Raw genomic sequence first — 14,331 nt, 5'->3', positions numbered from 1 at the left:
GATAAAACATTATGAAGGATTTTAAGAAAAGTACTGTCTATCAAATATATCCTAAATCATTTTATGATACAAATGGTGATGGAATTGGAGATTTAAATGGAGTAATAGAAAAACTAGATTATTTAAAAACTTTAGGAATAGATTATATATGGCTTACTCCCTTTTATCCTTCACCACAAGTAGATAATGGGTATGATATTTCTGATTATTATAATATAGATCCAAGCTTTGGGACTTTAGAAGATTTTAAAAAGTTAGTTAAAGAAGCTAAAGCAAGAAATATCTATATAATGTTAGATATGGTGCTTAACCATACATCAACTGAGCATAATTGGTTTAAAAGAGCACTAAATGAAGAAACCAAGTATAAAGATTTTTATATATTTAAAGAATCAATAAATAATGAACCGCCTACAAATTGGCAATCAAAATTTGGGGGGAATGCTTGGGAATATGTAGAAGCGTTTAATGAATATTATCTACATCTTTTTGATAGAACACAAGCTGATTTAAATTGGGATAATAAAGAAGTAAGAAAAGAAATTTATAATATAGTTAACTATTGGTTAGAAAAAGGAGTTAAAGGATTAAGGTTTGATGTTATAAACTTAATATCAAAACCTGAAAATTTTGAAGATGACTTAGATGGTGATGGTAGAGGATTTTATACAGATGGGTCAAAGATTCATGAATACATTAGAGAGCTTAATGAAAACACATATGGAAAGTATAAGAACATTATGACTGTTGGTGAAATGTCATCAACCACTGTTGAAAATTGCATACAATATTCTAATCCAAAAGAAAAAGAATTATCAATGGTATTTAATTTTCATCACTTAAAAGTAGATTACTACAAAGGCAATAAATGGACGGTAATGGATTTTGATTTTAAACAGTTAAAAGAATTATTTAAAGTATGGCAAGAAGATATTCAAGATGGAAATGGGTGGAATGCTTTGTTTTGGTGCAATCATGATCAGCCTAGAGTAGTATCTAGATTTGGTGAGGATAAAGAGTATTTAAAGGAAAGTGCTAAAATGCTTGCAACAACAATTCATATGATGAGGGGAACTCCATATATCTTTCAAGGTGAAGAATTTGGAATGACAAATCCATATTTTGATACTATAGAAAAGTATAGAGATGTAGAATCTATAAATTACTATAATATCCTAATGGAGCAAGGAAAAGCAGAAGCAGAAATATTGGAGATTTTAAAAGAAAAATCCAGAGATAATTCTAGAACTCCAGTTCAATGGAATGATAAAGAAAATGCTGGCTTTACAAAAGGTACACCATGGATACCTATTAGTAAGGAATATAAAAGAATAAATGCTGAAAAAGCATTATACAATAAAGATTCTATTTTTTATCATTATCAAAAGTTAATACAATTAAGAAAAGATTATGAAGTAATTTCAAATGGAAACATAAAATTTATTTTAGAAGAACATGAGAATGTATTATCATATGTAAGAAATTTAGATAACATAACCTTAATTGTACTAAATAATTTCTTTAATAAAGAAGTTAAATTGGAGTTGCTAGATGAATATCTAAATAACAAATCAAAAAATAAAATATTAATATCTAATTATAAAGATAGTAGTGTTTTAGATAAAAACTTAACGTTGAGACCATTTGAATCCATAGTATATTACATAGAAACTTAATATTATAGATTCAAGAAATTGAGAAGTATATGCTTGATTAATAATATGCTCCCTTTAAGTAGACAGTTAAAGTAATGAAACTGTTTAAATGAAGGGGGCATTTAAACAGTTTTAAATCAGATTATTATAAAAGCTAAAAAAAATACAAAAAACTAAAAAAAATTCTAATTGTTTTTTATAAGTAATAAAATTATTACAAATTGACACCAAGATAATAATAACGTTTACAAGAATGCGGATGTTATAATGTAAACAGATACATGGTAAATATATTAATTTTACAAATGTATAAACTAAATTTTATAGGGGGAATAATTTATGAAACTTAAAAAAATTATGGCAGTAGTTGTAACTGGTATGATGGCAGTTAGTTTAATGGCGTGTGGTTCATCATCAAGTAACAATACATCATCAACAAGCAAAGGTAAAGATGACAAAAAAATTACTATTTGGGCTTGGGATGATACTTTTAATATTAAAGCTGCAAATATGGCTAAGGAAAAATACTTAAAAGATCATCCAGATGTAACGATTGATGTAGTAAGTATGGCTCAAGAGGATGTAGTACAAAAATTAAATACAAGTCTTTCATCAGGTACATATGATGGGTTACCTAATGTTGTATTAATAGAAGATTATAGAATTCAAAACTATTTACAATCTTATCCAGGCGAGATGAAAGATTTAAGTAGTAAAGTAGATAAAACTAAATTTGCAGATTATAAATTAAATGTTATGTCAGAAGGAAGTAAATTCTATGGAGTACCATTCGATAGTGGTGTAGCAGCATTATTTTATAGAACAGATTTAGTTGAACAAGCAGGATATAAAAAGGAAGATATGCAAAACCTTACTTGGGAAAAATATATTGAAATAGGTAAAGCTGTAAAAGATAAAACTGGAAAAGCAATGCTTACTATTGATCCAAGTGATTTAAATCAACTTAGAATCATGATGCAATCAGCAGGTTCTTGGTATGTAAAAGAAGATGGTAAGACAGTAAATATTGAAGGTAATGAAGCATTAAAACAAGCTATTAGCATCTACAAACAAATGGTTGATGCAGGTATTACAAAGCAAGTTTCTGGATGGGATTCATTCTTAGCAGCATTCCAAAAAGGTGATGTAGCAACTGTAGCAAGTGGTTGTTGGATTTCTTCTTCAATACAAAAATCAGAAGATCAAAGTGGTAAATGGGCAGTAGCAGCTATTCCAAGATTAGGTGCAAATGCAAAATCAGTAAATTCATCTAATAGTGGTGGTAGTAGCTGGTATGTATTGGACAAAGTTGGCAATTCTGACTTGGCAGCAGATTTCTTAGCTAGCACTTTTGCATCAGATGATAAATTAATGAATGATTTAGTACCAGCAATTGGTTTAGTAAGTACATTAAAATCAGCAAGCACAAGCGAAAACTATAGTAAACCTATAAAATTCTATGGAGATCAAGAAGTATTTAAAAATATGGCAGACTGGACTACAAAAGTTCCAGCTGTAAATTATGGTCTTTACACATATCAATTAGAAAATGTTATGGCAGAAGGAATGCAAGCTATTGTTGGTGGAGCAGATGTAGATGCTACACTTAAGAAAACACAAGCTCAAGCAGAAGCTGCAGTAAGTAAATAGTAAAATAACTATAATAAAAAATAGAACTTTATAAAGACTATTTGTTAAAATTTTAAATAGATATTTAGCAAATAGTCTTTATAATCCTAAAGGAGTTGACAAAATGAAGCGTACAAACCGTGCGGGGATTAATAGCAAGGAAAACTTATGGGGATGGATTTTTGTGTCATTAGGTACGTTTTTAATAGGATTATTTGTATTTTATCCTATGATACAATCTTTAATAATGTCACTACAGTCAGGTAAAGGGAATAATTTAAAGTTTAGTGGTTTAGAAAATTATATAAGAATGTTCTCCGATGCAACTTTGATTAAGGCAATTGGAAACACTTTTATTTATCTAATAGTTCAAGTTCCAATAATGATTATTTTAGCACTTATTATTTCTTCAGTTCTTAATGATAAAAAATTAAAATTTAGTGGATTTTTTAGAACGGCAATTTTTTTACCTTGTGTAGCATCTTTAGTTGGATATTCAGTTATTATTAAGAGTATATTTGCATCAGATGGTTTAGTAAATAGATTACTTATGAGTCTTCATATGATTTCAGTTCCAATTGAGTGGGTTACACATCCGTTTTGGGCCAAAATATTAATAATTATAGCAATTACTTGGAGATGGACAGGCTATAATATGATATTCTATTTATCAGGATTACAAAATATTGATTATTCAATTTATGAAGCTGCTGATATTGATGGCGCATCTCCATTTAAGAAATTTACATCTATAACAATACCATTATTAAAACCTATAATTTTATTTACATCAATTACTTCAACAATTGGTACACTACAATTATTTGATGAAGTTGCAAATATCACAAAAGGTGGTCCTGCAAATGCGACAACTACCATTTCAAAATATATATATGATTTATGCTTTACATACACACCAGATTTTGGGTATGCAACAGCAGTAGCTTATCTTATTGTTATTATGGTAGTAATATTAGCCATAATTCAATTTAAAATAGGAGGCGACAAAAATGACTAATAAGTTAAATCTAACAATTAAATATATATTTTTAAGTCTAGCATCTTTTGTTTCAATATTCCCATTCTTTTGGATGGTTATTAGTGCCACAAATAAATCTATTGATGTTACAAAAGGTAAGTTACTTCCAGGAAGTAGTTTTATGGAAAATTTTAACAATCTATTAAAGCCTGAATTAGGGTTTGTTACTTCATTAGGTAATTCAGCAAAAATCGCAATTATAACTACTGTACTTGCATTACTTGTATCATCTGTAGCGGGCTATGGATTTGAAATATTTAGAACAAAAGCTAGAGACAGAGTGTTTTCAATTTTACTTTTATCTATGATGATTCCATTTTCGGCATTAATGATCCCATTATTTAAATTCTTTTCAGCAATAAAAGGTACACCATTAGGTTTTATGGGAGTAAATACATTATGGGTTGTGGTTTTGCCTAGTGTTTGTACTGCATTTTTAATTTTCTTCTTTAGACAAAATACAAAAGCATTTCCTAAGGAAATTTTAGAAGCAGCAAGAATTGATGGTTTAGGTGAAATAGGAATATTCTTAAAAATATTTTTCCCAACTATGAAAACAACTTATGCAGCAGCAGCAATTATTACATTTATGAGTGCATGGAATGCTTATTTATGGCCATTAATTGCATTACAATCACCAGAAAAGAAAACAGTTCTACTTATAATTTCAAAACTAGCATCAAGTTATTCACCTGATTATGGATTAATTATGATGGCTATAGTAATTACGACTTTACCAACTGCATTCGTATTTTTTGTAATGCAAAAGCACTTTGTTGCAGGAATGACTGGTTCAATAAAATAATATTGTTATAGATTAAATAAAGATATAAGGTTTAAATTGGAGGAAGAGCTTATGAATAAGGAATTTCCAACTAAAGTAAGGGAACTTTTACATGGAGGGGATTATAATCCAGACCAATGGCTAAAGTATCCAGAAGTTTTAAAAGAAGATGTTCGTCTTTTAAAGCTAGCAAATTGTAATTGTGTTTCGATAAACATATTTGGATGGAGTGCAATAGAACCGGAGGAAGGTAATTATACCTTTGAATGGTTAGATAAAATCATGGATGATATGGCTGAAAATAATATTCATGTAATTTTAGCTACTCCGAGTGGAGCAAGACCAGCATGGATGTCTGAAAAATATCCAGAAGTTTTAAGAGTAAATAAGGATAGAAGTAAAAATCTTCATGGGCAAAGACATAATCATTGTTTTACTTCGCCAGTATATAGAAAAAAGACTTATGAAATAAATAAACTTTTAGCAGAAAGATATAAGAATCATCCATCATTAATAATGTGGCATATTTCAAATGAATATGGTGGTGAATGTCACTGTGAACTTTGCCAAGATGCATTTAGAAATTATCTTAAGAAAAAATATGATAATGATTTAGAAAAATTAAATGAAGCATGGTGGACAGGCTTTTGGAGTCATAAATTTAATAGCTGGTCTCAAATAGAAAGTCCATCTGAAAAAGGTGAAGTATATGTTCATGGACATAATCTTGATTGGAATAGATTTGTTACAGATCAAACAATAGATTTCTATAAAAATGAAATAGTACCAATAAGAGAAATTACACCTAGTGTACCTGTAACAGCTAATTTTATGGGGAATTATCCTCATATGGGATTATTTACAGGCCTTGATTATTGGAAATTTGCTAAAGAAGTAGATATAGCATCTTGGGACAATTATCCTGCATGGCATAATGATTTTGAAGGTACTGCTGATTTAGCAGCTAATGTAGGCTTTGTACATGATATATATAGATCGCTAAAAGGTGGACAATCGTTTTTAGTTATGGAAAGTACACCTAGCCTTGTAAACTGGCATGATACTAATAAGTTAAAACGTCCAGGAATGCATTTCCTATCATCAATGCAAGGGTTAGCTCATGGAGCTGATTCAGTTTTATATTTCCAATGGAGAAAAGGAAGAGGTGCTTCTGAAAAATTCCATGGTGCTGTAGTAGACCATTGTGGTCACGAAAATACTAGAGTATTTAAAGAAGTATCAGAAGTAGGATCAGCCTTAAATAAATTACAGGAAATTCAAGGTTCTACTGCAGAGTCAAAAGTAGCAATAATATATGATGTTGAAAACAAATGGGCATTAGATGATCTGCAAGGTTTAAAGAAATATAGAAAAAGATATGAAGAAACCTGTCAGGAAGCTTATAAAGTATTCTGGGAAAATGGAATATCAGTAGATGTAATTAATATGGACTGTGATATTTCAAAATATGATTTAGTAGTAGCACCAATGCTTTATATGGTTCGACCAAATGTAGCTGAGAGAATTACTGAATTCGTGAAAAAAGGTGGAAATTTTGTAACTACTTATTTTAGTGGGATTGTTGATGAAAATGACCTTTGCTTCTTAGGGGGATTCCCAGGACCACTTCGAGAAGTGACAGGAATTTGGACAGAAGAAACAGATTCACTATATGACAATGAAGCTAATTATTTGGAATTTACCTCTAATAATATAGAAAACCTAAAAGGAACTTATGAAGTTAAAGATTACTGTGACTTGATTCATGTAGAAACAGCAGAAGTTCTTGCGGTGTATAAAAATGATTTTTATGCTAACATGCCAGCAGTAACTGTAAATAAGTGTGGAAAAGGAAAATCTTATTATATAGCGGCAAGAACAGGGGAAGATTTTAATAATGATTTTTATTTAAATATTGTCAAAGATTTAGATATTAAGAGTGTTATAGATGGAAAATTACCTCAAGGAGTTACAGCACAAATGCGTAGTAACTTAGAGAATAAATATACATTCATAATGAATTTTACTGAAGAAGAAAAGACGGTATCACTTGGCAAAGAAGAATATGTAGATATGCTTTCAGGTGAAAAAGTAAGTAAAGAAATTTGCTTAAATAAATATGGACTAAAAATATTAAAACAATAGAATTATTTATATAAGTTGTACTTTGAATTATAAATTTTGAAATCTAATAAGCTATTGTAACTATTTAAGATTCAGATTATTTCTTAAAGTATATCTATTGTTAAAAGTATGAAAATTAAATTGCTCATAATCATAATTGAAATATAAAAATCACTATAAATCGTTTTGATTTATAGTGATTCTTTTAAATGTGGAAGTTATAAAAATTAAGTACAAAAATTATTAATTCTGCCAAATTAAGATCTTGGTTGTGCTAATGCACTTTTTTTAATGTGTATATTTAATTTTCAAAGAATTCTTTTTGAGCAGGAATTACCACTCTTACATTTGTACCTTTATTTAATTCACTTGTAATGGTTACACTATATTCATCACCATAAAGAAGTTTAATTCTATCGTTAACATTATTAATACCAATACTTGTAAAATGATCATACTTTCCAGGGGATTTTCTAAGAATTTTCCTAATATCTTCATTTGTTATACCGATTCCATTATCAATAATTTCGCAAACTAAATTATTATTTTGTTCATTTATAAATACATGTATGGAACCATTAGATTTATCATTAAAACCGTGAAAAAATGCGTTTTCGATAAAGGGTTGAAGTATCAGTTTAGGGATTATATAATCTTCACAATTTGGCATTACAAAAAAATTCACATTAATATTATCACCATAACGAATATGATTTATTAAAACGTAATTTTTTAGGTTATTTATTTCCTCTAATATAGTTATCATTTCATTTTTATTGCTAATTGTATTTTGAAGCAAGGATATAAATGCATCAATAGTTTCGGTTGATTTTTCTATTTGCCCTTGCCAAATTAACCACTTTATTGATGATAAAGTGTTATAAATGAAATGAGGATTAATTTGCATTTGCAGTGCATGTATTTCAGCTTTTCTTTTTTCTTTTTGCATTTTTATTTGAGCATGAACATAATTGTTTAATCCATCTAACATATAGTTAAATGCAGAAGATAATTCACGAACCTCATAACTTCCTTTGATTGGTATGTGATTATTAAAGTCACCATTAATTATTTTAGGCATAATTTTAGCGAGGGTTGAAATTGGTTTTGTTGTTCTTTGTATTATAAAAAATGTAATAATCATAAATATAAATGCTATTAGTATACTGGTGTTCATAATTTCTGAAGAGTTGTATATTTCATTTAAAACTATATTTTTATCAATAGTTCCTACTATATTAAACTTATAAGTTGGTAAGTACTTTGCTAATATAACAACATCAATTGAATCTAATTTTGTATTAATGTATTTAAGATTGTTATTTAAAATATTATTTGATATATTAAATAAATCAGAATTTTTAGTACCTATTTTTGCAGCAATATTTGAAGAAACAATGATTCCATCATTAGCTATAATAGCAATATTGTTACCGTTTCCTACAAAATAATCATAATATTTATTTAGGGTATTTTGTTTAATAAGTACATAAACAAATCCATAGGGCTCTTTTGTAAGTTTATCGCATAAAACTTTTATAGTTACAAGCGTACTGGAATGCTTTGTAAAATTTGTAAAACCATGATCTAAATATTGGTATGAAATTAAGTTTTTATTTGTTAAGGCATTTTTTGTAATATCATTATTTAAGAGATCAAAGGTATTTGGGATAAGGCGGTCGATGCTTTGATGGATATAACTATTACCATTAAGCCCAACAGCGAGAACGGTAATATCATCAAATTCTCTTTTTGGAACCATTTTATTTAAATTTGTAACCATATTATACATAGTTTTATAGTTAGTTTGTGGACTCAAATCTTTTTCTGAAAAATATCTTTGAAAATCTGGAATATTATCTATTGCATTCATAATATTAATAATTCTGTCATTTAAATCAATTAAATTGTTGGCAATTTGAGTTAAAACCTTGTAGTTTGATTTACTAAAAGTATCAACAAGTGTGTCTTTGGAAATTTTTATTGTAATAGTACTTATAGAAATTGATACTAATATAACACTTACAAGAACAATGGACGCAACTCTAAAAAATAAGGTTGTAGAGTGAAGAGGTTTTGATAATTTGAACATAATTATATAATCCTTTCTTTAATTAAGGGGCCTAATACCATTTTTCCTAAAGTTACTTGGAGTTAGGCCTGTGAACTTTTTGAATACTTTACAAAAGTAACTGTGATCTGAATATCCTACCATGCTGCTAATATCAGAAATAGGAATATCCTGTTTTAAAAAATCACAAGATTTTTGGATTCTAATTTTATTAAGAAATTCATTAAAGCCTTCGTCATTATGTGAACTAAAGTAAGCTGATAAGTATGAATAGTTAAAATTAAATAATTTTGATACCTCAGCCAATGTAAGCTGTTCATCATAATGATCATGAATATATTGAATAATTTTATTAATCATATGAGAATTTATTTTATTTTCATATTTATCTATTATTTCGTTAATACGAGTTAATAATAATTCATAAGCCACAACTAAATCTTCTGCATATTTAATACTATCAATTTTATGAAAGCAATCTTGTTTTAAGGAATTTAATATACTTGAATCAAAGTTTAAATACTCTAAAGAAGAAATTACATTATAAAAAGAATTTTGAATTAAAGTTTTTAATTCGAATTCTGTGAGAGTTCTAGTAGTAATTGATCTTGAAATATGGTCTGTTAGCATTTCAAAACCATTTTGAAATTGCATTATAGAAATATACTCAGTAAAACGTTTAAAATTAAATTTATCTATTGTAGAAGGAATTTTAAAATTTTCACTACAAAACAAATGTACATTTTTATTATAAAAATATTGTTGAGTTAATATTAAAAAATCTTTTTCGTATATATCTTTAATATTGTCAATAGAGTCAAAGGTTTTACTTAAAACAAAAAAAGCTTCTTTAAAACTATTGGAAACTATTTCAGAAACATTAGTTAATTTATTTAGTAAAGTATTATAATTATTATTCTCAAAATTTAAAACTATAACAATGTTTTCGTTTTCAATATTAGCTATTTGAATATTATAATTTTGACTAGTGGGAAATTCGTTATTAATTTCAGTAATAATAAATTTAATAATTTCATTACGTTTATCATAACTATCATATATTTTTTTAGCATTTAAACCAAACAAACAAAAACATGGATAAGTAAATATACTATTTAAATAATCAAAATTAATATTAGCATCAAAGCCAAGAAGAAATCTATTTAGTAAATTATTTATATTTATATTTGCAATGTTATCGTTAGTTTGAATATTATTTTTAATTTTACTTGAAAGCTTTTTTAATGTTTTAAGCATTTCTGATGGATTTAAGGATGGTTTTAAAATATAATCAACAGCACCATTCTGAAAGGAGGACTTTACATATTCAAAATCACTAAAGCTACTTAAAATTATAATTTGTATTTGAGGATAATTAGCTTGTATAGACTTAGCTAATTCAATTCCGTCTAGTTGTGGCATTACAACATCTGAAATTATAATATCAGGAGTATTATTTTTAATCATTTCAAGAGCTTCTTGCCCATTTGAAGCTTGCCCTATAATTTGAAAGCCTTCTTGTTCCCAAGCAATCATATGGGTTATTCCTTGTCGCATAATAAATTCATCATCAACAACTAAAATTTTAGTATATTCATTCAATAATTAGCACCTCTATTCTAAATTTATCATAAGAAAAAATATATTAATATTAATTATACCCTATAAATGAAAGGTTTTCAAACATTGAACAGAAGATTTTAGTAAAGTTTAGTAAAAATATATTGAATTTTTACTAAAAGTATAATAAAATATAAATATAAATTTTATTTAATATTTATATAAGTTAAGTTATTAAAATAGAAATAAATTTTCTGTCTAATATTACATATCAATATTGTCTTTCCATTAATTTTAGTTTATATAATTTAAATGTTGATATTATCTGAGTATATTTTAAGTAGAACTGCAAATTTAAGTGAAAAATAATTATTATAATAGATGAAAGAGAGGAAATAAAATGAGTAGTATGGATCCTTCATTAGACTGGTTGGAAAACCCAGAAATTTTCAAAGTAAATAGAATAGATGCGCATTCAGATCATTGGTTTTATGAAAAAATGGATCAGTTAAAATTGGAAGACAACATGATTCTTAAGCAAAATTTAAATGGAAAATGGAGATTTTCATATAGTGAAAATCCGTCACTACGAATTAAAGACTTTTATAAAGAAAGTTTTGATGTAAGTGGATTTGATTATATTGAAGTTCCAGGTCATATTCAACTTCAAGGGTATGATAAATGTCAATATATTAATACTATGTATCCTTGGGATGGTCATGATGAATTAAGACCACCTCATATTTCAAAAACTTATAATCCAGTAGGAAGTTATGTGAAATTTTTTGACATTAAAGAAGAATTAAAAAACAAACAAACTTTTATTTCTTTTCAAGGTGTTGAAACAGCTTTTTATGTATGGGTCAATGGAGAATTTGTAGGGTATAGTGAAGATACATTTACTCCATCAGAATTTGACATTACAAATTACTTAAAGAGTGGAGAAAATAAGCTTGCGGTTGAGGTTTATAAAAGAAGCAGTGCAAGCTGGATAGAAGATCAAGATTTTTGGAGATTTTCAGGTATTTTTAGAGATGTTTATTTATATGCGATTCCAGAAACCCATGTAAATGACCTTTTTATAAAGACAGATTTATATGATGATTTAAAAAATGCAAAATTAAATGCCGAACTTAAAATGGTTGGAAATACTGAAACGACTGTAGAAGCCTATTTAGAAGATAAAGCAGGAAATAAATTGGCAACTTCTGATAAATTACAATTTTCTAATGAATTAATTTTATCTTTAGAGGTACAAAATGTAAGTTTGTGGAGTGCAGAAGAACCTAATCTATACACTCTTTATATTTTAGTGCAGAAAAAAGATGGCAGCTTAGTTGAAGTTGTAACGCAAAAAATAGGCTTTAGACATTTTGAAATGAAAGATAAAGTCATGTGTCTAAATGGTGAAAGAATTGTATTTAAGGGAGTAAATCGCCATGAATTTAGTGCGAGACGTGGACGTTCAATTACTAAAGAAGACATGTTATGGGATATTAAGTTTTTAAAACAACATAATATTAATGCTGTAAGAACTTCACATTATCCAAATCAAAGCTTATGGTATAGACTTTGCGATGAATATGGAATTTATTTAATAGATGAAACAAACTTAGAAAGTCATGGTTCGTGGCAAAAAATGGGAGATTGTGAGCCGTCATGGAATGTACCAGGAAGTTTGCCAGAATGGCAAGATGCAGTTTTAGATCGTGCAGCTTCAATGCTTGAACGTGACAAAAATCATCCGGCTATTCTTATTTGGTCATGTGGTAATGAATCTTATGCAGGTGAAGATATATATCAAATGTCAGAATACTTTAGAAAGAAAGATCCTTCTCGTTTAGTGCATTACGAAGGAGTATTTTGGAATCGAGAATATGACAAGACAAGTGATATGGAAAGTAGAATGTATGCAAAGGTAGTTGATATAGAAGAATATCTTAATAATGATCCTAAGAAGCCATATATTAGTTGTGAGTATATGCATTCAATGGGGAATTCTACTGGTGGTATGATGAAATATACAGAGCTTGAGGATAAATATTCAATGTATCAAGGTGGATTTATTTGGGACTACGGCGATCAAGCACTTTATAGAAAATTACCTAATGGAAAAGAAACTTTATCTTATGGTGGAGATTTTACTGATCGTCCTACAGATTATAATTTTTCGGGTAATGGTATAATTTATTCAGATAGGACCGCATCACCTAAGGCTCAAGAAGTAAAATATTTATATCAAAATATAAAATTAAACCCAGATGCAAAGGGGGTAACTATTAGGAATCAAAATCTTTTTGTTAAAACTGATAAATTTGATTTATATTATAAAGTTGAAAAAGAAGGGAAACTGATTCAAGAAGGAAAAATTAATGCATCTATAGCACCAGGAGAAGAAAAATATGTGGGACTGCCATTTAAAAACTTTGAGTGTCTAGAAGAAATTGTACTTACAGTTTCATTAAAATTAGCAGAAGATACACTTTGGGCAAGTAAAGGACATGAAATTGCTTTTGGTCAAAAAGTTATTAAGAAAAAAGAAGCTGCAAATAATAAGAGTTCTGATTTTAAAATGAAAGTGGTTCATGGAGATGTAAACATAGGAATTCATGGAAAAGACTTTAAAGTTATATTTTCTAAGCAAGAAGGTGGAATTGTTTCTCTAAGATATGCACATAAGGAATTCATAACAAGAACTCCGAAGACGTTCTACTGGAGGGCAACTACTGATAATGATAGAGGAAATAAACATGAGGTTAGATGCGTTCAATGGTTAAGTGCTACAGTTGGACAAAAATATGTAGATTTTTCAATTGAAGAAAGTTATAGCAAAATAGCATTGTGTTATACTTATGAATTACCAACAATTCCAACTACTAATGTTAAAATAACTTATGAAGTTTCAAAAGATGGAGAAATTAAAGTAAATGTATTATATAATGGAGTGAATGGATTACCACAACTTCCAGTGCTAGGTATGAATTTTAGATTATTATCAGAATTTAATAGCTTTAGCTGGTATGGAATGGGACCAGATGAAAATTATATTGATAGATGTGAAGGTGCTAAATTAGGAATATACGAAAGTACACCTGTAGAAAACTTATCAAAATATCTGGTTCCACAGGAATGTGGTAATAGAACAGGTACTAGATGGGTACAAATTCAAAATGAAAAAGGAGAAGGGCTTAAATTTACTTATGATAAAGAACCATTTGAATTTAGTGTTTTACCATATAATAATATGGAACTTGAAAATGCTCTTCATCAAGAAGACTTACCACCTATTAATTTCACAAATGTAAATATAATAGGAAAACAAATGGGAGTTGGAGGAGATGATAGCTGGGGAGCACCAGTATTATCTGAATTCTCCATAGATTCTAGTAAGGATTTAGAATATAATTTTACAATTTCACATATAAAATAAAAAATTTAATATTTAATGATTCCTAAAAAATTGAAATTA

Annotated in this window: 8 protein-coding genes; 6 read left to right on the top strand and 2 right to left on the bottom strand. The window is 28.0% G+C overall.

Features of this window, described 5'->3' with window-relative positions; all coding sequences use genetic code 11:
• Positions 1-11 precede the first annotated feature (11 nt).
• The 5 genes from treC (at position 12) to CLPUN_RS15705 (ending at position 7,252) form a co-directional block, all read left to right on the top strand.
• Positions 12-1,676, top strand: coding sequence for an alpha,alpha-phosphotrehalase (gene treC, locus CLPUN_RS15725; RefSeq protein WP_077848201.1), 1,665 nt, complete (start codon positions 12-14; stop codon positions 1,674-1,676).
• Positions 1,677-1,994: 318 nt separating this feature from the next.
• Positions 1,995-3,305: an ABC transporter substrate-binding protein gene (locus CLPUN_RS15720; RefSeq protein ID WP_077848200.1), complete on the top strand. Its 1,311-nt coding sequence runs from the start codon at positions 1,995-1,997 to the stop codon at positions 3,303-3,305.
• A 103-nt stretch (positions 3,306-3,408) separates the two neighbouring features.
• On the top strand, positions 3,409-4,302 hold the full coding sequence (locus CLPUN_RS15715; protein ID WP_077848199.1) for a carbohydrate ABC transporter permease: 894 nt from the start codon (positions 3,409-3,411) through the stop codon (positions 4,300-4,302).
• On the top strand, positions 4,295-5,128 hold the full coding sequence (locus tag CLPUN_RS15710) for a carbohydrate ABC transporter permease (RefSeq protein WP_077848198.1): 834 nt from the start codon (positions 4,295-4,297) through the stop codon (positions 5,126-5,128). The genes CLPUN_RS15715 and CLPUN_RS15710 overlap by 8 nt, the downstream gene beginning before the upstream one ends.
• Before the next feature lie 51 nt (positions 5,129-5,179).
• On the top strand, positions 5,180-7,252 hold the full coding sequence (locus tag CLPUN_RS15705) for a beta-galactosidase (protein ID WP_077848197.1): 2,073 nt from the start codon (positions 5,180-5,182) through the stop codon (positions 7,250-7,252).
• A gap of 280 nt (positions 7,253-7,532) precedes the next feature.
• Here the strand turns inward: CLPUN_RS15705 and CLPUN_RS15700 are convergent, their stop codons facing one another.
• A complete protein-coding gene (locus tag CLPUN_RS15700) occupies positions 7,533-9,323 on the bottom strand; it encodes a sensor histidine kinase (RefSeq protein WP_077848196.1) in 1,791 nt (596 codons plus the stop codon).
• Between the two features lie 18 nt (positions 9,324-9,341).
• On the bottom strand, positions 9,342-10,904 hold the full coding sequence (locus CLPUN_RS15695) for a response regulator transcription factor (RefSeq protein WP_077848195.1): 1,563 nt from the start codon (positions 10,902-10,904) through the stop codon (positions 9,342-9,344).
• 358 nt (positions 10,905-11,262) lie between these two features.
• Here CLPUN_RS15695 and lacZ point away from each other — a divergent pair, with 358 nt between their 5' ends.
• On the top strand, positions 11,263-14,292 hold the full coding sequence (gene lacZ / locus CLPUN_RS15690; protein WP_077848194.1) for a beta-galactosidase, LacZ type: 3,030 nt from the start codon (positions 11,263-11,265) through the stop codon (positions 14,290-14,292).
• The last annotated feature ends 39 nt before the right edge of the window (positions 14,293-14,331 follow it).

The organism is Clostridium puniceum (assembly GCF_002006345.1).
Lineage (GTDB): Bacteria > Bacillota > Clostridia > Clostridiales > Clostridiaceae > Clostridium > Clostridium puniceum.
Note: the sequence above shows the minus strand (reverse complement) of the source record. Positions and strands in the feature narration are given on the sequence as shown.